Origin of the sequence: Pseudoxanthomonas sp. UC19_8, from assembly GCF_042700505.1 — a bacterium.
GTDB classification, from domain to species: Bacteria; Pseudomonadota; Gammaproteobacteria; order Xanthomonadales; family Xanthomonadaceae; genus Pseudoxanthomonas_A; species Pseudoxanthomonas_A winnipegensis.
Genome location: NZ_CP170559.1, coordinates 1,804,712 through 1,824,829 on the forward strand (window position 1 = coordinate 1,804,712; position 20,118 = coordinate 1,824,829).

Annotated in this window: 18 protein-coding genes and 1 pseudogene; 7 read left to right on the plus strand and 12 right to left on the minus strand. The window is 70.6% G+C overall.

From position 1 onward, the window contains the following. The first annotated feature begins 62 nt into the window (after positions 1–62). Positions 63–1,301: a phosphoglycerate dehydrogenase gene (serA, locus tag ACFJIT_RS07810; RefSeq protein WP_379655500.1), complete on the plus strand. Its 1,239-nt coding sequence runs from the start codon at positions 63–65 to the stop codon at positions 1,299–1,301. Between the two features lie 218 nt (positions 1,302–1,519). On the opposite strand, the gene ACFJIT_RS07815 is transcribed toward serA, so the two are convergent. Beyond that, a complete protein-coding gene (locus ACFJIT_RS07815) occupies positions 1,520–2,071 on the minus strand; it encodes an NUDIX hydrolase (RefSeq protein ID WP_379655501.1) in 552 nt (183 codons plus the stop codon). A 163-nt stretch (positions 2,072–2,234) separates the two neighbouring features. On the opposite strand from ACFJIT_RS07815, the gene ACFJIT_RS07820 reads away from it, so the two are divergent. The 5 genes from ACFJIT_RS07820 (at position 2,235) to mtnC (ending at position 7,300) form a co-directional block, all read left to right on the plus strand. Continuing rightward, positions 2,235–3,752: an amino acid permease gene (locus tag ACFJIT_RS07820; RefSeq protein ID WP_130531251.1), complete on the plus strand. Its 1,518-nt coding sequence runs from the start codon at positions 2,235–2,237 to the stop codon at positions 3,750–3,752. Positions 3,753–3,838: 86 nt separating this feature from the next. Continuing rightward, positions 3,839–5,266, plus strand: a complete 1,428-nt coding sequence (locus ACFJIT_RS07825) for an amino acid permease (protein ID WP_130531249.1) — start codon at positions 3,839–3,841, stop codon at positions 5,264–5,266. Positions 5,267–5,302: 36 nt separating this feature from the next. Then, positions 5,303–5,944, plus strand: coding sequence for a methylthioribulose 1-phosphate dehydratase (locus ACFJIT_RS07830; protein WP_379655502.1), 642 nt, complete (start codon positions 5,303–5,305; stop codon positions 5,942–5,944). A gap of 94 nt (positions 5,945–6,038) precedes the next feature. Further along, entirely contained in the window at positions 6,039–6,596 is a 558-nt protein-coding gene (locus ACFJIT_RS07835; RefSeq protein ID WP_130519736.1) for an acireductone dioxygenase, read from the plus strand. Continuing rightward, entirely contained in the window at positions 6,596–7,300 is a 705-nt protein-coding gene (mtnC, locus tag ACFJIT_RS07840; RefSeq protein ID WP_379655503.1) for an acireductone synthase, read from the plus strand. The genes ACFJIT_RS07835 and mtnC overlap by 1 nt, the downstream gene beginning before the upstream one ends. Positions 7,301–7,696: 396 nt before the next feature. Here mtnC and ACFJIT_RS07845 read toward each other — a convergent pair whose 3' ends face one another. From ACFJIT_RS07845 to ACFJIT_RS07895, 11 genes and pseudogenes are all read right to left on the minus strand, one after another. Beyond that, complete coding sequence (locus tag ACFJIT_RS07845) at positions 7,697–8,206, minus strand: hypothetical protein (protein ID WP_379655504.1); 510 nt, start codon at positions 8,204–8,206, stop codon at positions 7,697–7,699. A gap of 78 nt (positions 8,207–8,284) precedes the next feature. Continuing rightward, positions 8,285–8,620: a hydroxyisourate hydrolase gene (uraH, locus tag ACFJIT_RS07850; RefSeq protein WP_379655505.1), complete on the minus strand. Its 336-nt coding sequence runs from the start codon at positions 8,618–8,620 to the stop codon at positions 8,285–8,287. Continuing rightward, entirely contained in the window at positions 8,617–10,038 is a 1,422-nt protein-coding gene (locus ACFJIT_RS07855) for an FAD/NAD(P)-binding protein (RefSeq protein ID WP_379655506.1), read from the minus strand. Before ACFJIT_RS07855 ends, uraH begins: the two co-directional genes overlap by 4 nt. Next, positions 10,035–10,433: an oxalurate catabolism protein HpxZ gene (gene hpxZ / locus ACFJIT_RS07860; RefSeq protein ID WP_379655507.1), complete on the minus strand. Its 399-nt coding sequence runs from the start codon at positions 10,431–10,433 to the stop codon at positions 10,035–10,037. Before hpxZ ends, ACFJIT_RS07855 begins: the two co-directional genes overlap by 4 nt. Continuing rightward, a pseudogene (locus tag ACFJIT_RS07865) lies at positions 10,430–11,624 on the minus strand (pyridoxal-phosphate-dependent aminotransferase family protein). Before ACFJIT_RS07865 ends, hpxZ begins: the two are co-directional and overlap by 4 nt. A gap of 37 nt (positions 11,625–11,661) precedes the next feature. Further along, complete coding sequence (locus ACFJIT_RS07870) at positions 11,662–12,885, minus strand: allantoate amidohydrolase (protein WP_379655740.1); 1,224 nt, start codon at positions 12,883–12,885, stop codon at positions 11,662–11,664. A 38-nt stretch (positions 12,886–12,923) separates the two neighbouring features. After that, positions 12,924–13,922, minus strand: coding sequence for a nucleoside hydrolase (locus ACFJIT_RS07875; protein WP_379655508.1), 999 nt, complete (start codon positions 13,920–13,922; stop codon positions 12,924–12,926). After that, entirely contained in the window at positions 13,919–15,499 is a 1,581-nt protein-coding gene (locus ACFJIT_RS07880) for a gamma-glutamyltransferase family protein (protein WP_379655509.1), read from the minus strand. The genes ACFJIT_RS07875 and ACFJIT_RS07880 overlap by 4 nt, the downstream gene beginning before the upstream one ends. Further along, positions 15,499–16,881, minus strand: coding sequence for an AtzE family amidohydrolase (locus ACFJIT_RS07885; protein ID WP_379655510.1), 1,383 nt, complete (start codon positions 16,879–16,881; stop codon positions 15,499–15,501). The genes ACFJIT_RS07880 and ACFJIT_RS07885 overlap by 1 nt, the downstream gene beginning before the upstream one ends. A gap of 5 nt (positions 16,882–16,886) precedes the next feature. Next, positions 16,887–17,852, minus strand: a complete 966-nt coding sequence (locus ACFJIT_RS07890; protein ID WP_379655511.1) for a PDR/VanB family oxidoreductase — start codon at positions 17,850–17,852, stop codon at positions 16,887–16,889. After that, positions 17,852–18,913, minus strand: a complete 1,062-nt coding sequence (locus ACFJIT_RS07895) for a Rieske 2Fe-2S domain-containing protein (RefSeq protein ID WP_379655512.1) — start codon at positions 18,911–18,913, stop codon at positions 17,852–17,854. Before ACFJIT_RS07895 ends, ACFJIT_RS07890 begins: the two co-directional genes overlap by 1 nt. Before the next feature lie 121 nt (positions 18,914–19,034). Between ACFJIT_RS07895 and ACFJIT_RS07900 the strand changes: the two genes are divergently transcribed. Next, positions 19,035–19,991, plus strand: a complete 957-nt coding sequence (locus tag ACFJIT_RS07900; protein WP_379655513.1) for a LysR family transcriptional regulator — start codon at positions 19,035–19,037, stop codon at positions 19,989–19,991. Positions 19,992–20,118 lie beyond the last annotated feature (127 nt).

Genomic DNA, 20,118 nt, shown 5'->3' on the forward strand with positions numbered 1-20,118 from the left:
GGCGTGGCCCGGGCGCAATCTGGCATAGTGGCGCCCCGCTTGGCTCCCCACCCGCTCCCCCCATGTCGAAGAAGACCTCGTTCCCGAAGGAAGACATCCGCGTATTGCTGCTGGAGGGCGTCAGCCAGACCGCGGTGGAGACCTTCCAGGCGGCCGGCTACAGCCAGATCGAGCTCCATTCCAAGTCGCTGCCCGAGGACGAGCTGAAGGCCCGCATCGCCGAGGCCCACATCATCGGCATCCGCTCGCGCACGCAGCTGACCGCCGAGGTGCTGAGCCACGCGCGGCGCCTGATCGCGGTGGGCTGCTTCTGCATCGGCACCAACCAGGTCGACGTGGAGGCGGCCGAGCTGGCCGGCATCCCGGTGTTCAACGCGCCCTATTCCAACACCCGCAGCGTGGCCGAGCTGGTGATCGCCCAGGCGATCATGCTGATGCGCGGCATCCCGCAGAAGTCGGCCGAATGCCATCGCGGCGGCTGGTCCAAGTCGGCCGCGGGCAGCCACGAGGTGCGCGGCAAGACCCTGGGCATCGTCGGCTACGGCCATATCGGCACCCAGGTCGGCGTGCTGGCCGAGGCGATGGGCATGAAGGTCATCTTCCACGACATCGAGACCAAGCTCTCGCTGGGCAACGCCGCCCCGGCGCTGAGCCTGGAGGACCTGCTGGAACGCGCCGACGTGGTCACCCTGCACGTGCCGGAAACGCCGGCCACCAAGGACATGTTCGGCGCGGCGCAGATCGCCGGCATGAAGCGCGGCGCGCACCTGATCAATGCCTCGCGCGGCACGGTGGTGGATATCGACGCGCTGGCCGAGGCGCTGCGCTCCGGCCAGGTCGGCGGCGCGGCGGTGGACGTGTTCCCGGTCGAGCCCAAGGGCAATGGCGATGCCTTCGTCTCGCCGCTGGCCGGCCTGGACCAGGTGATCCTGACCCCGCACGTGGGCGGCAGCACCCTGGAGGCGCAGGACAACATCGGCGTCGAGGTGGCCGCCAAGCTGGTGCGCTACAGCGACAACGGCAGCACCCTGTCGGCGGTGAACTTCCCCGAGGTCACCCTGCCCGGCCACGAAGGCAGCCGCCGCATCCTGCACATCCACCGCAACGTGCCGGGCGTGCTGTCGCAGATCAACGACGTGTTCCGCAACCAGGGCGTCAACATCGACGGCCAGTTCCTGCGCACCGACCCGCAGGTCGGCTATGTGGTGATCGATGTCACCGCCTCGGAGGAACAGGCCGCGGTGCTGAAGGACGCGATGGCCGCGATCGAGGGCACGCTGCGGGTGCGGGTGCTGTACTGATCCTCGACGAAACCTGATGTGTGGGAGCCGCCAATGGCCAAAAAGGCCACAAGGGCGGCTTCCACCTGTAGAGCGGAGCTTGCTCCGCTGCTCTTCGTTCGGTTCGTGGGGGAAGGCCCCAGCGGAGTCCCCAAAAGGGGATTGCCACAAGCTCCGCTCTACAAGGAGACCGCGGCCTGACCTGGGAGACAGTGGCTCCCACAAAAATCAAGGCGCGGTCAGGTGGCGGCTGAGGCCAGCCACTTGCGCGCCATGCGGCTGAGCGAGGGGTCCGGATCGGCGGCGACCTCGGCGATTGGCCGCCAGGCCAGGGCCAGGGATTCCTCGTTGCCGACGAAGGCCTCGCTGCCCAGGGCGTGCACCACGTAGCGCACGTCGAAGTGCCAGTGCCCCGGGACCTCCCCACGCTCGGGGATCCAGTGACGATCCAGATCGAAGATCGCCGATTCATCCACGGCCAGGTCGGTCAGGCCGGTCTCCTCCTGCGCCTCCTTCAGCGCGACCGCCGGCAGCGCCTCGTCGCCGTCGGCGTGGCCGCCGGGCTGCAGCCAGCGCCGCAGCTTGGCGTGGTGCATCAGCGCCGCGCGCGCGCCATCGCCGCTGACCAGCCAGGCCGAGGCCGTGAAATGGGACTCCAGCCGCGCCCGCACGAACGCGTCCGGGTGCGAGAGCAGCGCCAGGAAGTTGGCGACATCCTCGTGTTCAGCCGGCCAGCGTGCCTGGTAGGCCTGAAGTTGCGCCGTCAGCGCGGCGCGGGAATCGTCGGACATAGGACCTCGCCCCATGCCCGGGCCGGCGGCCCGTCGGGCCGCGGCAAGGGCACAAGGTAACTTGTGCAACGGACAGTATGACGGGTAAGGTTCGGCGATCCCATCCGCGCGCCAAGGGGGCAGCGGATCCCTTTCGCCTTTACCGACCCTGGGGAATTCCGCGATGCTGTTCTGGCGTGTCAAGCCGCTCGACAAGATTCTTGAAACCGCCGAGAAGAAAGCGCTGACGCGCCAGCTCGGTGCCTTCCAGCTGACCATGCTGGGCATCGGCGCGGTGATCGGTACCGGCATCTTCGTGCTGACCGCCGAAGCGGGCCAGAAGGCCGGCCCGGGCATGATGATCGCCTTCGTGATCGCCGCGGTGGTCTGCGGCCTGGCCGCGCTGGCCTATTCCGAACTGGCCTCGATGGTGCCGGTCTCCGGCTCAGCCTACACCTACACCTACGGCGTGCTCGGCGAGCTGATCGCCTGGATCGTGGGCTGGGCGCTGGGCCTGGAATACGGCATCGGCGCGGCGGTGGTGACCGTGGGCTGGTCGGGCTACATGAACGGCCTGCTCGCCAACACGACGCTGTTTGGCCTGGTGCAGCCCGGCGCGCTGGCGCTGCCGCCCGCGCTGCAGACCGGCCTGTTCGCCGGGGGCAGCTTCAACATCCTGGCCTTCGGCATCGCGCTGCTGGTGACCTGGCTGCTGGTGATCGGCACCTCCAAGAGCGCCAAGGTCAACTCGGTGCTGGTGGCGATCAAGATCATCGCGCTGACCTTGTTCATCGTCATGGCGCTGCCGGTGGCGACCTCGCACACGGCCAACTTCACCCCGTTCCTGCCCGGTGGCTGGGGCAGCCCGCTGGGCGGCATCGGTGTGCTCGGCGCGGCCGCGTCGATCTTCTTCGCCTACGTGGGCTTCGATGCGATCTCCACCGCGGCCGAGGAGACCAAGAACCCCAACCGCAACATCCCCATCGGCCTGATCGCCTCGCTGGCGGTGTGCACCATTTTCTATCTGCTGGTGGGCTATGCCGCGGTCGGCGCGGTCGGCGCGCAGCCGATCATGGGCCCCGACGGCGTGCCGCTGGAGCCGGGCAGCCAGGCCTTCGCCGCGGCCTGCAAGGGCTCCGAGGCGCTGGTCTGCAGCCATGAGCCGCTGGCCCACGTGCTGCGCCTGATCGGCTGGCCGAACCTGGGCAACTGGATCGGCGTGGCCGCCATCCTGGCGCTGCCGTCGGTGATCCTGATGATGATGTTCGGCCAGACCCGCATCTTCTTCACCATGTCGCGCGATGGCCTGCTGCCCGAGCGTCTCTCGCGCGTGCATCCGCGCTTCCACACCCCGCACGTGATCACCCTGGCCACCGGCCTGGTGGTGGCCTTCTGCGGCGCGCTGTTCCCGGTGGGCAAGCTGGCCGACACCTCCAACTCCGGCACCCTGCTGGCCTTCGCGATGGTGTCCATCGGCGTGCTGGTGCTGCGCAAGCAGCAGCCCGACCGTCCGCGCCCGTTCCGCACGCCGTTCGCCTGGATCGTGTGCCCGCTGGCGGTGGCCGGCTGTCTGCTGCTGTTCGTCAACCTGAGCATGGTCGCCAAGGGCGTGTTCGCTGGCTGGGCGGTGCTGGGCCTGATCATCTACACGCTCTACAGCCGCAAGCGCAGCCATCTGGCGCCTGGCAACGAGCAGCACTAAGCAGATCGCGCCGCTTCGTACGACGCACCCCGACAACGGCCGCTAGACGGCCGTTGTTTCTTCCACTCCCCGCACCGGATCCCTCAATGAAGCAGCTGCTCCGCATCAAACATCCCGGCCAGCTCACCCAGGATGCGCAGGACCTGCAGCTGCATCGCACGCTGGGACCCTGGGGCCTGACCGCGCTGGGCATCGGCGCGGTCATCGGCGGCGGCATCTTCGTCATCACCGGCCAGGCCGCCGCGCAGCATGCGGGGCCGGCGATCATGCTGTCCTTCGTGCTGGCCGCGCTGTGCTGCACCTTCTGCGCGCTGGCCTATGCCGAGTTCGCCGCGATGGTGCCGGTGTCCGGCTCGGCCTATACCTACACCTACGCCACGCTGGGCGAGGCGGCGGCCTGGTTCATCGGCTGGATGCTGGTGCTCGAGTACGGCGTGTCGGCCTCGGCCGTGGCGGTGAGCTGGACCGGCTATTTCCTCAGCCTGCTCGACCAGTTCGGCATCCACCTGCCGGCGGCGCTGGTCAGCGCGCCGCTGGACGGCAAGCTGCAGCCCACCGGCGCCATCGCCAACCTGCCGGCCGCGGCCATCGTGCTGCTGCTGACCTGGCTGTGCTATGTCGGCATCCGCAAGTCCTCGGCCATGAACATGGCCATGGTCGTGCTGAAGACCTGTCTGATCCTGCTGGTCATCTTCGCCGGCTGGAAGTACGTGGACCCGGCCAACTGGCATCCCTTCATCCCCGAGGCACAGGGCCCGGGCAAGTTCGGCTGGGACGGCGTGGTGCGCGGGGCGGCGATCGTGTTCTTCGCCTATATCGGTTTCGAGGCGGTGTCGGTGGCCGCGCAGGAATCGACCAAGCCGCAGCGCGACCTGCCGGTCGGCATGCTCGCCTCGCTGGTGATCTGCACCGTGCTCTACATCGCCATGGCCGCGGTCATGACCGGCCTGGTGCCTTATTCCATGCTCGGCACCGACGAGCCGGTGGTCACCGCCGTGGCCGCGCATCCCGAGTTGGGCTGGCTGCGCCTGGTCGTGGAGATCGGCGCGCTGATCGGCCTGTCCTCGGTGGTGCTGGTGATGATCATCGGCCAGCCGCGCATCTTCATGATCATGGCCCGCGACGGCCTGCTGCCGACGGTGTTCACCCGCATTCATCCCAAGTACCGCACCCCGCACATCAACACGGTGATCACCGGCATCGGCATCGCGGTGCTGGCGGCGGTGTTCCCGCTGGACGTGCTCGGCGAGCTGACCTCGATGGGCACGCTGATCGCCTTCGCCTCGGTCTGCGCCGGCGTGCTGATCCTGCGCCGCACTCAGCCCCAGCTGCCGCGCCCGTTCCGCATCCCCTTCGCCTGGGCGATCTGCCTGGCCGGCATCGGCAGCTGCCTGCTGCTGCTGTCGACCATGACCGCGCACAACTGGATGTTGATGGTGATCTGGACGGTGATCGGCTTCGTCATCTACGCCGCCTACGGGTTCCGCCACAGCCGGCTGCGCGGCCAGGGCTGACGTCGATCGGTCAAGCCGGCGCGGTAAAATGGCGGCATGAACAGCCTCCCCTTCGATGCCGCGCGCCTGGCCGTGCTGGCCGACGACATCACCGCCAACGTGGCCGAGCTGGCGCGCCTGGGCTGGACCCCGGCCACCAGCAGCAACTTCTCCGAGCGCCTGGACGATCGCCATGCCGCGATCACCGTCTCCGGCGCGGACAAGGGCCGCATGGGCCGCGAGCACATCATGGTCGTGGACTTCGAAGGCCGACCGGTGGCCACCGACAAGCGTCCTTCGGCCGAGACCCTGCTGCACACCCAGCTCTACCGGCGCTTCCCCGAGGTGGGCTGCGTGCTGCACACCCACTCGCTGGTGCAGACCATCGCCTCGCGCCTGTACGCCGGCGCCGGCCATATCCGCCTGGAAGGCTACGAGCTGCTCAAGGCCTTCCACGGCAACAGCACCCACGAGATGGCCATCGACGTGCCGGTGCTGCCCAACACCCAGGACATGACCGTGCTGGCCGCGCAGGTGGATGCGCTGCTGGACCAGGGCCCGCTGTGGGGCTATCTGATCGACGGCCACGGCCTGTACGCCTGGGGCCGCACCATGGCCGAGGCGCGCCGTCACCTGGAGGCCTTCGAGTTCCTGTTCCACTGCGAGCTGGAGCTGCGCAAGCTCGGCGCGCGCGGCTGAATCGCACTGCTGCGTTGCATGGCGGCGACGCCGCCCGGCGCCGCCGCTGCTACCCTTTTCCGCCCGGCCTTCGCCCCCCTGCCAGGAGCCCGCCATGAGCCGTCTTCGCATCTTCGACCACGCCGATCCGTCCACGCCGCTGTTCGCCAGCTACGACCCGGATTTCATCGCCACCGAGCTTGAGAAGATCGGGGTGCTGTTCGAGCGCTGGCAGGCCTCCAAGCCGATCGAGCCCGGCGCCTCGCCCGAGGCGGTGATGGACGCCTACCGCGCCGACATCGACCGCCTGGTCGCCGAGCGCGGCTTCAAGTCGGTGGACGTGGTCAGCATCGCACCCGATCATCCGGCGCGCGCCGAGATGCGCACCAAGTTCCTGGACGAGCACTTCCACAAGGAGGACGAGGTGCGCTTCTTCGTCGCCGGCTCGGGATTGTTCACTCTGCATGTGGACGACAAGGTCTACGAGATCGAGTGCGTCAAGGACGACCTGATCGCCGTGCCGGACGGGACCAAGCACTGGTTCGACATGGGCGAGTCGCCCAGCTTCGTGGCGATCCGCTTCTTCACCGAGCCGGATGGCTGGGTCGGCCACTTCACCGGCGAGACCATCGCCGCCAGCTTCCCGCGCTACACCCCGGAGCGGGCTTCCTGATGGGCGTTGTGCAGGCGGTGCTCACCGATATCGAAGGCACGACCAGCAGCATTTCCTTCGTCAAGGACGTGCTGTTTCCTTATGCGCGGCGTGCGCTGCCGGGCTTCGTCGCCGCCCACGGCGACGACCCGGACGTGCGCCGCTGGCTGGATGCGGTCAGCGCGGATGCGCCGCAGGCGCAGGAGGATGCCGCGCGCGTGGCGGTGCTGCAGGACTGGATCGACGCCGACCGCAAGCACACCGCGCTCAAGGCGCTGCAGGGCATGGTGTGGGAGGCCGGCTACCGCGATGCTGACTTCACCGCGCACATGTATCCGGACGCGGCCCAGGCGCTGCAGGACTGGTATGGCGAGGGCCTGGCGCTGTACGTCTATTCGTCCGGCTCGGTGCCGGCGCAGAAGCTGTTCTTCGGCCATAGCGATGCCGGCGACCTGACGCCGCTGGTGTCGGGCTGGTTCGATACCGAGATCGGCGGCAAGCGCGAGTGCGACAGCTATGCGCGCATCGTCGAGCGCATCGGCGTGGCACCGCGCGAGGTGCTGTTCCTGTCCGACGTGGTGGCCGAGCTGGACGCCGCGCGCGAGGCCGGCCTGCAGACCGTGCTGCTGGACCGGCTGGAGGACTATCCGACCCCGCGCGATGCGGCCGCCTGCAACGGGCATCCGCGGGTGACCTCGTTCGCGCAGATCGAGCCGGCGGCCTGAGCGGGCCTCGCGCTTCTCAAGAACGATTCGCATTTCGCCATCACTTTCGCGCGCTGGCTAGACTTCCGTCCGCGCCGTCAGCCCGCTCCCGCCAGCGACGACGTGCACCGGTCACCGCCCGCCCGCTTTCGCCAGCCAGCCGACCGTTTCAGGACGCCCCGTTTGGGGCGTTTGGTGTTTTGGGGATTCGGGATTCGGGATTCGGGATTCGGGATTCGGGATTGGAGCGGAGGGGGTTGCTCTTCGCTGCGAGGATTGGACGCGGAATCGTGGGTTGCTGAAGACCGCGGCAATCCTCCTACCGTCGTTCCCGCGAACGCGGGAACCCAGCGCCTTTTAGCGCTTTGTGCGAGAGCCACTGGATTCCCGCGTTCGCGGGAATGACGTGTTCGGGGCTTAGTCGCCTTTTGTGCCGTGCGCTGACGTTGCGCGCTCGGCGTACCAGCGCGCGATGACTTCGCGTTCCTGCGGCGTCATCTGGGTAGTGTTGCGCATCGGCATGGCCTGCAGTTGGACCACCTGAAGCTGGATGGCGGCGGCGTTGCGCTCGACATCGCCCATGTCGTCCAGGCTCAGGCCGTAGGCGGCCCAGGGCATGACCGTGGCGTGGTCGGAATGGCAGGCCTGGCAGCGGGTCTGCACGATGCTCCACACCGCCTGCTCCTGCGGCGACAGCGGGCGGGCCATGGCCTGCGCCCGCTCGGCCTTGTCCTGCGCGGCGCGCGAGGCCAGCGTCAGTCCCAGCGAAGCGGCCAGCACCAGCAGCGCGGCGATCAGCGGCAGGCCCCAGGTGCGGCGGCCGCGTCGCCAGCGCAGCGCGAACCAGACCAGCAGCGCTGCGGCCAGCAGCCCCATGGCCGAGACCATCCAGGCGATCAGCGGGGAGACCTCGTGCAGGCTGAGCATGCGTAGACCGGAAGCGAACGGGCAAAGCGCCGTGCGCAACGCCGGACGCGGGCGGTCAGTGTAGCCGCGTCGGGCGGCTTAGCTGCCGCGATAGGTCGAATAGCCGAACGGCGAGACCAGCAGCGGCACGTGGTAATGCCCCTGCCCCGCGATGCCGAAATCCAGCGGAATCATGTCCAGGAACGGCGGCTCCGGCAGCGCCACGCCGGCCGCGCGGAAGTACGCCGCGACCGCGAACACCAGCCGATAGCGCCCGGCTTCCAGCGCCTGTTCGCGCAGCGCCGGGCAGCGCCCGTCGGCATCGGTGACGCCCTGCCAGCGCAGCGCGCTGTCGGCGTCGAACAGCTGCACCGCCACGCCGGCGGCCGGGCCGCCGCGGCTGGTGTCCAGCACGTGGGTGGAGAGCGTGGTCATGCGGCGGACTCCTGCGGCAGCGGCCACTGGCCGGTGAACTCCTCCTCGTCGAAGGCCAGGAAGTCGCGCACTACCGCGGCACGGTCGTCGACGAAGAGCTGGTTGGCCACCGCCTGCGCCAGGCGCGGCAGTGCGTACTTCAGGCCCGACAGCGCGGCGGCCGACAGCCCCAGGTTGATCAGCGCCGAGTAGTTGAACGCGAACAGGCCGTGCAGCCTGGCCGCGTCCTCGCCCGTGCGCGGCTGCAGTTCGAAGCCCGGGCCCAGGTAGGGATGCGCGTCGAGCAGCGGGTTGGCGGCACCGGCCGGCGGCACGTAGCGATCGCGCCAGCGCGCGATGGCCGGTGCCAGCGCGGCCAGCTCGGGGCGCAGGTCCGGATCTGTCACCAGGCCGGTGGCGATGGCAAGGAAATCGAACGCCTGCGCGCCCTGCGGCGTGGTCACCACCGCCTGGCCATCGCGCTCGGCTACCGACAGCCACGGCGCGCCCAGATGCAGGTGGAAGCCCGGCATGGCCACCGCGCGGGCGAAGGTGTCGTTGGTCGGCGGCTGGCTGCGGGCGAAGAAGCTGGCCATCAGCGCGTACTTGTCGGCATCGGGCAGTGCCGGGAAGCGCGCGATGATGCCGGCCTGCTCCATGTGCCGGATCGGATTGACCCGCGGCAGCTGCGCGCGGCGCACGAACACATGCGCCTCGCGCACCCCGCGCTGCAGCGCGTACTGCGCGTTGTCGAAGGCCGACGCGCCGCCGCCGAGGATGGCGATGCGCTTGCCGGCCAGCGCGGCGTAGTCCAGCGGCCCGGAGGTGTGCGCATAGCGCGTCGGCGGCAGGTGGTCGGAGACGAACTTGGGCACCACCCACTGGCCGCCGCCCTGGATGCCGGTGGCCAGGATCACCTTGCGCGCCAGCAGCGTGCCGCCGTCGTGCAGGTGCAGGCGGTGCAGGCCCTGCTCCGGCAGAGGTTCGAGCCGGGCCAGGCGCGTGTCGTTGCGCACCGGCAGGCGCAGCACACCGCGGTACCAGCGCAGGTAGGCCATCCAGTCCTCGCGCTGGATCTTGTCCAGCGCCTCCCAGCCGGCCGCGCCGTGCTGGGCCTCCCACCAGGCGCGGAAGGTCAGCGAGGGGAGCCCCAAGTCGATCGAGGTGATCTGCTTGGGCGTGCGCAGCGTGACCATGCGCGCATAGCTGAGCCACGGCCCCTCGCGTCCTTCCGGGCATTCGTCGATCACCAGCAGGTTGGAGACCCGCTCGCGCAGCAGCGCGAAGGCCGCGCCCAGCCCGCTCTGCCCGCCGCCGGCGATCACCACATCGAACACATGACCCTGGTCGTGCGGGCGCGGCCGCGTCCAGTCCGGCTTGCCGTGGTCCAGGCAGGCCAGGTCGTGGGCCACGCGGGTTTCCAGATCGGCCAGGCTCACGCGTGCGTGCCCTCCAGCGAGACATGCGCCGCGACGACCTTCCAGCCGTCGGCGAAGCGCACCCAGCTCTGGCTCTGGCGGCCGCGCCGGGCGGCGCCTTCGCGGAAGAACTCCGCATTGGCCGTGGCGAAGTCGGCGCCGAAGGTGGCGATCTCCACCCGCCCCAGCCGGCGCTGCGGCGAGCCGCCGCGGCCGATGCGGAACGCGCGGATCTCCTCGATGCCGTACAGCACCTCGCCCACGCCGTAGCGCACGGTGCTGGGCGCGGCATGGAACAGGCGATCGAGCGTGGCGATGTCGTCGGTCATCAGCGCCCGTTCGTAGGCATCGAAGGCCGCGCGCACCTCGGCCACGACGGCCGGGTCGTTGAGCGTCGGCTCGCCGCCTGCGCTCATGCGGCCACTTCCGCATTCCACGCGGCCAGCGCGGCGTCGATGGCGGCGCCGGGCGTACAGGCGAAGCCCTGCAGGCGCAGCACGGTCTCCAGCGCGCCCAGCGTGATCAGCACCTTGTGCTTGACCGCGTTGTAGCCCATCGCGCCGATGCGCCAGACCTTGCCCTGCAGCGGGCCGAAGGCGGTGCCGATCTCGATCTCGAAGTCCTCGCGCATGGCGCGGCGCACCGCCTCGCCATCGACGCCGGCGGGGATCACCAGGCCGGTGACGTTGCTCATGCGGTGGGCGTCGTCGCCGAACACCTCCAGCCCCACGCGCGCGCGCGCCGGCGGTCACGGCACGGCCGGCGGCGCGATGGCGCGCATAGCGCCGCGCCAGGCCTTCCTGCAGCGCGATGCGCGCGCATTCGCGGGCGCCGTAGAGCATGGTGGTGGCTTCGGTGTGGTGGTTCAGGCGCTTGTCCGACCAGTAGTCCATGACCATGGCCAGGTCGAAGTAGTTGGAGCCGATGCGCGGGCCGTCGCCATCGTCGATGTCCTCGCGCGCGATGCCGCGCTCGACATGGCGGCGGGCGAAGATGCGCTCGGCCGCCGCCTCGGAGACGGTGATCGGCGCCGAACCCGACGGCCCGCCCAGGCACTTCTGCAGGCCGCCGGTGACGATGTCCACCTGCCAGCGGTCGGCGGCCAGTTCCATGCCGCCGATGGTGGCCGTGGCATCCACGTACGACAGCGCGCCGTAGCGCCGGCACAGCGCGCCGAAGCCTTCCAGCGGCTGCGCCATGGTGGTGGAGGTGTCGCCATGGATGGTCGCCACCAGCGTCGGGCGCACGCGCTTGAGCGCGTCCTCGATGGCGTCCAGCGGCACCACCTGGCCCCACGGGGCCTCGACGGTTTCGATCCTGGCGCCGATGCGGCCGAGGATCTCGGTCAGCAGCAGGCCGAAGCGACCGAAGTTGACCACCAGCACCGTCTCGCCCGGCGCCACCAGCGACACCAGCGCGGCCTCGATGCCGGCGCGCGCGGTGCCGTCGACCAGGAAGGTCCACCGGTTATCGGTGCCGAAGATCGGGCGGTACAGCGCCATGACCTCGTTCATGTAGGCGGTCATTTCCGGGTCGAACTGCCCCAGCAGGTCGGCCGACATGGCGCGCAGCACGCGCGGATGCGCATTGACCGGGCCCGGTCCCATCAACAGGCGCTGCGGCGGATCGATCTCGCCAAAGACTTCAATTGCCACGTATCGCTCCCAAACGTTCGATGAAATCCAGCATGGCCGCCACGGCCAGGCCGGCGTCGGCCGCGCTGGCGCGCTCGGCCGGGTTGTGCGAGATGCCGCCGTCGCAGCGCACGAACAGCATCGCCGTCGGGCACAGCGCACGCATCACCATCGCATCGTGGCCGGCGCCGGAGACCAACCGGCGCGGCGCGATGTCCTGCGTTTCCACGGCCTGGGCCAACAGCTCGACCAGGTGCGTATCGCACGGGCTGGCGGCCAGGTCCTGCACCTGCAAGGCCTCGACCTGCACCCCACGCGCGGCGGCGATGGCCTCGAAGCGGCGCAGGATCTGCGCCGCACCGGCATCGCGCCGCGCGTTGTCGCCGGCGCGCACGTCCAGCGAGAAGCTCACCCGCCCGGGAATCACATTGGTCGCGCCCGGCAGCACCTGCATGCGGCCCACGGTGGCGACCAGATCGCTCGCCGCCTCGCGGGCGACGGCCTCGACCGCCAGCACGCACTCGGCCGCGGCGGTGAGCGCATCGGCGCGCAGCGGCATCGGGCTGGTGCCCGCGTGGCCGGCACGCCCTCGCACGCTGACCTCGAAGCGCAGCTGCGCGGCGATGCCGGTGACCACGCCCAGCGCCAGGCCCTCGGCCTCCAGCACCGGGCCTTGTTCGATGTGCGCTTCCAGGTAGCCGATGACCTCGTCGGGGCGGCGCGCGGCCTGATGGAACTGCGCCGCCGCCAGGCCCCAGCCGGCCAGCGCCTGCGCCACCGACACGCCGGCCGCATCGACCACGCCGTCGAGGGCACCGGGCGCCAAGGTGCCGGCCACCGCGCGGCTGGTGAACATCGAAGCCGGGAAGCGCGAGCCCTCCTCGTCGCCGAAGGCGATCACCTCGATGGCGAACGGCATGCGCTCGCCGCGCGCGTGCAGCGCGGCCACGCATTCGATGCCGAGCATGATGCCCAGCGGACCGTCGTAGCGGCCCGCGTCGCGCACGCTGTCCAGGTGGCTGCCGATCAGCAGCGCCGGCGCGTCGCGGTGCGCGCCTTCGTAGCGACCGATCAGGTTGCTGGCCGCGTCCAGGCGCGTGGCCATGCCGGCCTGGCTCATCCACTCGGCCACCAAGCCCTGCGCTTCGCGATGCGCCGGCGTGAGCCAGGCGCGATACAGGCCGCTGTCCGCATCGCTGTACGGCGCCACGCCCAGCGCATCGCAGCGGGCGATGGCGCGCTCGCCGGCGGTACGATGCAGCGCCGGGGCGTTCATGGCTGCACCTGCGCGGCCTTGGCGGCCGGCGCCAGGGAACTGGCCACCAGCGCCAGCACGCGCGCCTTGTCCACGTCCAGGCAGGCGCTGGCATTGGGCGCGCCCTGCCCTTCGCGGGTCATGCCGTCGTCGTCCACCGTGATATGCAGCGGCACCGGCGTGCACACCGTCGGGTCCAGCAAGCGCGCCACGGGCACCACGTCGAACAGGGTCGGCGTCGTGCCCCAGGGACTGCGCGCGGCCCACAGCGCATAGAGTCTGGACAGCGGATCGGCGTAGGACGTGGGCGCGGCGAAGATGCGCGCCTGCAAATCGGCGGGCAGCGCGATCTCGGTCGAATCCAGCGGCTGCACCTCGACCGGCACGCCGCTGGCCAGCAGGTCGCGCAGCGCCTGCGGGGCCAGCTTGATGTTGTATTCGGCGCTGGGCGTGTCGCTGTTGGTGCCGGCCACCGGCCCATAGCCGCGCCGCAGCGAGCCGCCCATCAGCACCACGCGCCTGAGCCGGGCGAAGGCCACCGGATCGCGCTTGAGCGCGGCCTGCACCGTGGTCAGCGGCCCCAGCGCCAGCAGCGTCACCTGCCCGGCCGGCCGCTGGCGCAGCACGCGCAGCATCGCCTCGACGCCATCGGCGCGCACCGGCCGATCGGCATCGCGCAGCCAGCCGGCCTGCCCGATCTCGCCCTCGCGCGTGCCGACCGCGGGTCCGGCGGCGACCGGCACCCGCGTGTGGCCGGTGTCCTGCAGCAGCTGCGCCACCAGCTGTGCGCGCAACCGGGTGTCGCCATAGGTCGTGGTCACCAGCAGCGGCCGCAGGCGCGGCGAGGCCAGCACCAGCGACAGCGCGAAGCCGTCGTCGATATCGGTGCCAAAGTCGTTGTCCACGATCACCGGGATCGGCGCTTCCTGTGCCTGCGACTCGGCCGCTCGCGCGGCCGGCACCAGCAGGCAGGCGAGCATGGCGAGGGCGCACAGCGCGCGCAGCAGGGCACTCACCATCCGGCCACCACCCCGTCGCTGCGCGGATCGACCGCGCCACTCAGGGTTCCGTCGGGCTCGCGCACCAGCGCGCCGGCATGGCCCATCACCGAGGTGTAGGCCGGCAGCAGTTCGACCGCATGCCCGGCCGCGCGCAGCGCGTCGATCAGCGCCGGGTCGAACCGGTCCTCCAGCTTCAGCGACGTGCTGTCCTCGCCCCAAGTGCGACCCAGCAGCCAGCGCGGCGCGCTGACCGCCTGCTGCAGTGGCATGCCGAAGCGCGCGTAGCGAGTGAACACCGCCGCCTGGGTCTGCGGCTGGCCTTCGCCGCCCATGGTCCCGTAACTCATCACGCTGCCATCGTCGAACACCGCCAGCGCGGGATTGAGGGTGTGGAAGGGCTTGCGGCCGGGCTTGAGCGCGTTCCAGCCATCGCTGGCCAGGCGGAAGCTGCAGCCGCGGTTCTGCCAGGTGATGCCGCTGCCCGGCAGCACGACGCCTGAGCCGAATTCGAAATAGGTCGACTGGATGCAGCTGACCGCCTGGCCGCGCGCATCGAGCGCGCCGAACCAGCACGTGTCCCCGGCCTGCGAGGGCTGCGGCCAGGGCAGCGCCTGGGCCGGATCGATGCGTGCGGCCATCGCGTCGAGCGCGGCCGCATCGTCCAGCAGCGCCTGCGCGTCCAGCGTCATCCAGTCCGGGTCGCCGACGTGCGCATCGCGCACCAGGAAGGCCTGCTTGGTCGCCTCCACCAGCCCGTGCACATGGGCGAAGCGCTCGCCCTGCGCGACTTCCAGCCGGTCGAACAGCGCCAGGATCAGCAGCGAGGCCAGCCCCTGCGTCGGCGGGGCATGGTTGTAGAGCGTGGCGTCGCGCACGCGCACGTGCAGCGGCGTGCTGGCCTGCGCGCGATGCGTTTGCAGGTCGGCCAGCGCGAGCGGGCTGCCCAGCGCGGCCAGGTCCGCGGCGAGGCTGAGCGCCAGTTCGCCGCGGTAGTAGTCGTCCAGGCCGGCGTCGGCCAGGCGCTGCAGGCTCGCGGCCAGCGCGGGCTGACGCAGCAGTTCGCCTTCGCGCAGTGGCATGCCGTCGGGTTCGAACGTGGCGGCCCAGGCGCCGGGCTGGACGCGCAGCTCCGCGCCCTTAGCCAAGGCGATCTGCGCACCGCCTGCGGTGACCGGCACGCCGGCCCGGGCATGGTGGATCGCGTCTTCCAGCAGGCGCGCCAGCGGCAGGCGGTTGCTCTGCCCCGTCAGCGCCTGCGCCCAGCCCGAGACGGTGCCGGCCACGGTATTGGCCGCGCCCGGCCCGCGCCACGGGATGACCGGCAGGCCCGCGTAGAAGTCCAGCGTCGCCGCCTGCGCGCTGCGGCCGCAGGCATCGATGGCATGCACGCGGCCATCGGGCTCGCGGATCAGCCAGAAGCCATCGCCGCCGATCCCGGTCATGTGCGGATACACCACCGCCAACGTCGCGGCGATAGCCACGCAGGCCTCCACCGCGGTGCCGCCATCGCGCAGCACGTCGCGACCGGCCTGCGCGGCAAGATGATGCGGGGCCACGGCCAGGCCGCGGCGGGCGCGCAAGGTGTGCAGCATCAGCTGGAAGCTCCACTGGGCGCATGCGCGCCGGTCAGTCCACTGGCTTCCAGCGTGCGCGCCACGGCGAACAGGCGGTCTTCGCGCCCGGGGGCGGCGATCAGCTGCACGCCCAGCGGCAGCTGGCCCGGCCGCCACAGCGGCGCGGCCAGCACCGGGCAGCCGGCCAGCCCCAGCGGCTGGGTGAACAGCCCCAGGTTGGCGCGCGCCGACACCGGCGCGCCGTCGATCTCGATCGTGGCCTGGTCGATGCGCGGCGCCACGCAGGGCACGGCCGGCGCGATCAGCACATCGACCGTGCGCCACAGCTGCGCCATCGCCTCAGCGAACCACGCCGCGAAGCGCTGCACGTCCAGCAGCGCCCGCGCCGGCTGCAGCTGACCGGCGAGCAGGCGATCGCGCACGGCCGGATCGAAGGCATCGGGCTGCGCCTGCAGCGCCTGACGATGCAGGTACGCGCCCTCGATGGCGGTCATGACGAAGGCCGCCATGCGCGAGGTCCTGGCCTGCGGCAGCTCGACGCTCGCGCCCGCACCCAAGGCCGCGCAGATCGCTTCGAGCCCGGCGTTCAGTGCGGGATCGAGGTTGGCATCGAACCAGCCGCCCAGCCGCGCGATGCGCAGGGCGCCCACATCCACCGGCGCCAGCGTCGCATCGGCCATCACTTCATGCACCGCCTGCAGCACGTCCAGCGACCGCGCGAACGGCCCGGCCACGTCCAGCGCCTCCACGAACGGGAACACGCCGTCCAGCGGCACCTGCCCATGCGTGCTGCGCAGGCCATAGATGCCGCACAGCGCAGCCGGCACGCGGATCGAACCATTGGTATCCGAGCCCAGCGCGAACGGCACCAGCCCCGCCGCCACCGCCGCCGCCGAGCCGCCGGAAGACCCGCCCGCCAGTCGTTCCAGATCATGCGGATTGCGCGTGGTGCCGAAGTGCGCATTGACCGTGGCGAAGCCGTAGGCGAACTCGTCCATATTGGTCGTGCCCACCAGCACCGCGCCGGCGCGCTTGAGCCGGCGCACCACCTGCGCATCGCGCGCGGCAGGCGGCGCCGCAAGGCGCATGGCCGCACCGGCGGTGGTGGTCAGGCCCTGCACGTCGAACAGATCCTTGACCGCGAACGGCAGGCCCGCCAGCGGCGCGTTCGCGTCCGTGTTCGCCGTCAGCCCGGCCTCGAAGATGCGAGTGAAGGCCACCAGCGCCGGATTGCGCGCGTGCAGCGTGCGCAGCAGCTCGGGCACGGCCACACGCACATCGACCGCATCGCCCGCTTCGGCGGGTGCCGAGGATGGCGGCTGGAAATCCGCAAGCGCAGCGGTATAGCCGCCGAGCAGGTCGAGGTTCTGCTGCACGCCCGGGCGCGTGGGAGAGTCCATCGTGGTCACAGCGCCAATGTAAGCCGAGGGCTGCGGCTGCGCGAGCAGCACAGGGTGATCTGCCGGTTGCTGGCCTTCTCCGCCTCGCTCTGCACGGTGTCGCGATGATCGGGAATGCCTTCGACCACATCGGTCAGGCAGGCGCCGCACAGGCCCATCTCGCACGACAGGCTGACCGGCACGCCGGCCTCGGCCAGCACCGCGGCGATGGTGCGCTCGGGCGCGACGGTGAACACCTGCCCGCTCGAGGCCAGCGCCACCTCGAAGGCCGTGTCCGCGCCGGCCTCGGCCGAGGCCAGCGGCGCGACCGGTGCGAAGGCCTCGCTGTGGATGCGCGCTGCGTCCCAGCCACGCGCCAGCGCCGCCTCGCGCAGATGCGCCATGAACGGTCCCGGTCCGCACAGGTAGAGCTGGTGATCCTCGCCCGCCCCGTCCAGCGCCGCGGGCAGCACCTGCCGCGCGTCGCGGCCTTCCTCGGCGCTGTGCAGATGCGCACGCGCGCCGAACTCGCCCTGCAGCTGGCGCAGGAAGGCGATCTCGGCGCGGCTGCGCACGTAGTAATGCAGCTCGAACGAGGCCCCGCCCGCCTGCAGCTGGTGCGCCATCGCCAGCAGCGGCGTGATGCCGATGCCGCCGGCCACCAGCACATGGTGACTGCCCGCGCGCAGCGCGAACAGATTGCGCGGCGATGAGATGGTCAGCGCCTGGCCCACGCGCAGGCGCTCGTGCACGCTGGCCGAGCCGCCGCGCGAGGCGGCCTCGCGGCGCACGCACAGCACATAGCGCGAGGTGTCGGCCGGCGTGCTGGCGATGGAGTACTGGCGCACCAGCCCGCCGGGCAGGTGCACGTCCACGTGCGCGCCGGCCTCGAACGCCGGCAGCGCAAGGCCATCGGCGCGGGCCAGTTCGACGGCCAGATTGCCGGCGCCCTGCCGGCTCATCGCGTCGATGACGACTTCGATCGTGTTCATCAGACGAGGAAGAACTCGCCGAAGCCCATCTTCTTCAGGCCGCGACGGTAGGCGATGGAACTGCGGTCGGCCGGGATGTGCGCCTCCAGCGTCATGTCCAGCGGCAGGCGCTCGGGCTTCTGCAGCTCGACCATCGCGCGGTCCTCCTCGAACACGCGCAGGTTGAAGGCGTGCACCTCCTCCACCGGCTGGTCCAGGTTGAAGTTGCGCGCGATCGGCACGAACAGCCGCGTCCTGCGCGCCGACACCGGCGAGGCGCAGTTGAAGATCACCAGCCGCTCATCGCCCGGGAAATGGATCGTCAGCGAGGCGCAGAACGGCAGGTGCACCTCGAAGTGGCGCAACCAGGGATAGTCCGGCGGCGCCAGGTGATGGAAGCCCACGCCGTAATTGCTGACGTTGCTGACGTAGTCCACGGTGAAGCCGGTCGGCGTCTCCACCGGCGCGTAGTCCGGCACCAGCTGGTTGGCCGGGTCGGCAAAGGTGCCGGTGTGGATCCAGGCGAAATGCGCCACATCCAGAAAGCCTTCCACCTGTCGTCCCGCGAAGCCGTTGATGTCGAACGGCGGGCAGTTGATCTGCTGGAACCCCGCCTGGTCCCAGTGCGGCATCACCGGCAGCGGCGCCGGGTTGTCCGCATCCGGCGCCAGACACACCCAGACCAAGCCATAGCGCTCGACCGTGGGATACGTCGCCAGGTGCAGCTTGGCCGGGATGGCCTGGCCGGGGCTGGAGGGAATGCGGTTGCAGCGCCCGCCCGCGCCGAAGCGCAGGCCGTGGTACGGGCAGACCACGCCCTCGCCGTCGTTGCTGCCCATGCTCAGCGGCACGCCGCGGTGCGGGCAGACATCGCGCGCCACCACCACCTCACCGTGCACTCGATAGACCACCAGCGCCTCGTCCAGCAGCACCGCCTGCAGCGGCGCGCCGGTGACCTCGCTGCTGTTGGCCACCGGGTGCCACTGGCGCGCCAGCAGCCGCCAGTCGTGCTCGGTGAAGGTGCTGCCCGGCGGCAGCGGGCTGTAGGGATTGGCCGGATGGGCGGACGCGGTGGCGGACATGAGGCGGGCGACCTGGCGGGGGCGGTTGCGGGGTGCGCCCCTACCTTGCGGCGGCGCACGTGTTGCAGTCCATCCAAGATTTTTCAATCATGCGTTGCAAAAAACAGAACAGGTGCGCCCGGTGCTGCCCTTCTCCCGCTTCGCCAGCTACTTCATCGAGGTCGCCGCCCAGGGCAACCTGCGCAAGGCCGCCGAGGTGCTGCACGTCTCGCCTTCGGCCATCCACCGCCAGATCCAGGGCGCCGAGCAGCAGCTGGAGACCGAGCTGTTCGAACGCCTGCCCACCGGCATGAAGCTCACCGCCGCCGGCGAACTGCTGCTGGGCGATCTCAAGCGCTGGCGCAAGGAGCACACCCGCACCCTCGAGCGCGTCGGCGACCTGCGCGGCCTGCGCCGCGGCCACGTCAGCATCGCGCTGATCGACGCGCTGAGCGAAGGCTTCGTGCCCCAGCTGCTGGCCGAATTGACCCGCGAATACCCCGGCTTCTCCTTCGACCTGCGCGTGATGGGCAACCGCGTGGCCAGCGAACTGGTGGCCGCGGCGGAAGTGGACTTCGGCGTGCTGCTGGACCCGGTCGAACACGGCAACCTGGAGGTGCGCACCGCCATCGACATCCCCGTCGGCGCCGTGCTGCCGCCCGGCCACGCCCTGGCCGATGAAAAGAGCCTGGCGATGAGCCGGCTGCTGGACGAACGCCTGCTGGTGCCCGCCGCGCCCCTGGTGATCGAGGAACGCACCCGCAGCCTGTACGTGCGCCACGGCGTGGACCCGCGCCGGGTCACCACCTGCAACGACACCCGCCTGATCCGCTCGCTGATCCGCGACGGCGGCGGCGTGGGCGTGCTGAGCCTGATCGACGTGGCCGCCGACCTGGAACGCGGCACCCTGGCCTTCGTCCCCCTGCACGGCTGGCAGGCCCGCCCCCTGCAGCTGGCCGTCTGCACCGCCCCCCGCCGCCAACCCAGCCGCGCCGCGCAGCTGGTGCTGGCGCGCGTGGTGAGCGCGGTGCAGGGGCTGCCGGCGCGGTTGGTGGGGAGGCCCACGAAAAAGCTCGCAAAGAAGAACGGGGACAGCTGAAAGACCATCGGTGGCTCTTTTAGCGGTAATCTTAAACGCACACGACGTCATTTACGATCTACGAATTAAGAAGTCACGTCAGGGCATCTTTTAATAGAAAATTATTTAGCATTAATCGAGATCAACC

What these genes read in the sequence shown, in the direction of transcription:
- serA (WP_379655500.1), top strand. Translation starts at nt 63, where the DNA reads ATGTCGAAGAAGACCTCGTTCCCGAAGGAAGACATCCGCGTATTGCTG.
- ACFJIT_RS07815 (WP_379655501.1), bottom strand. Translation starts at nt 2,071, where the DNA reads ATGTCCGACGATTCCCGCGCCGCGCTGACGGCGCAACTTCAGGCCTAC.
- ACFJIT_RS07820 (WP_130531251.1), top strand. Translation starts at nt 2,235, where the DNA reads ATGCTGTTCTGGCGTGTCAAGCCGCTCGACAAGATTCTTGAAACCGCC.
- ACFJIT_RS07825 (WP_130531249.1), top strand. Translation starts at nt 3,839, where the DNA reads ATGAAGCAGCTGCTCCGCATCAAACATCCCGGCCAGCTCACCCAGGAT.
- ACFJIT_RS07830 (WP_379655502.1), top strand. Translation starts at nt 5,303, where the DNA reads ATGAACAGCCTCCCCTTCGATGCCGCGCGCCTGGCCGTGCTGGCCGAC.
- ACFJIT_RS07835 (WP_130519736.1), top strand. Translation starts at nt 6,039, where the DNA reads ATGAGCCGTCTTCGCATCTTCGACCACGCCGATCCGTCCACGCCGCTG.
- mtnC (WP_379655503.1), top strand. Translation starts at nt 6,596, where the DNA reads ATGGGCGTTGTGCAGGCGGTGCTCACCGATATCGAAGGCACGACCAGC.
- ACFJIT_RS07845 (WP_379655504.1), bottom strand. Translation starts at nt 8,206, where the DNA reads ATGCTCAGCCTGCACGAGGTCTCCCCGCTGATCGCCTGGATGGTCTCG.
- uraH (WP_379655505.1), bottom strand. Translation starts at nt 8,620, where the DNA reads ATGACCACGCTCTCCACCCACGTGCTGGACACCAGCCGCGGCGGCCCG.
- hpxZ (WP_379655507.1), bottom strand. Translation starts at nt 10,433, where the DNA reads ATGAGCGCAGGCGGCGAGCCGACGCTCAACGACCCGGCCGTCGTGGCC.
- ACFJIT_RS07880 (WP_379655509.1), bottom strand. Translation starts at nt 15,499, where the DNA reads ATGCTGCACACCTTGCGCGCCCGCCGCGGCCTGGCCGTGGCCCCGCAT.
- ACFJIT_RS07885 (WP_379655510.1), bottom strand. Translation starts at nt 16,881, where the DNA reads ATGGACTCTCCCACGCGCCCGGGCGTGCAGCAGAACCTCGACCTGCTC.
- ACFJIT_RS07890 (WP_379655511.1), bottom strand. Translation starts at nt 17,852, where the DNA reads ATGAACACGATCGAAGTCGTCATCGACGCGATGAGCCGGCAGGGCGCC.
- ACFJIT_RS07895 (WP_379655512.1), bottom strand. Translation starts at nt 18,913, where the DNA reads ATGTCCGCCACCGCGTCCGCCCATCCGGCCAATCCCTACAGCCCGCTG.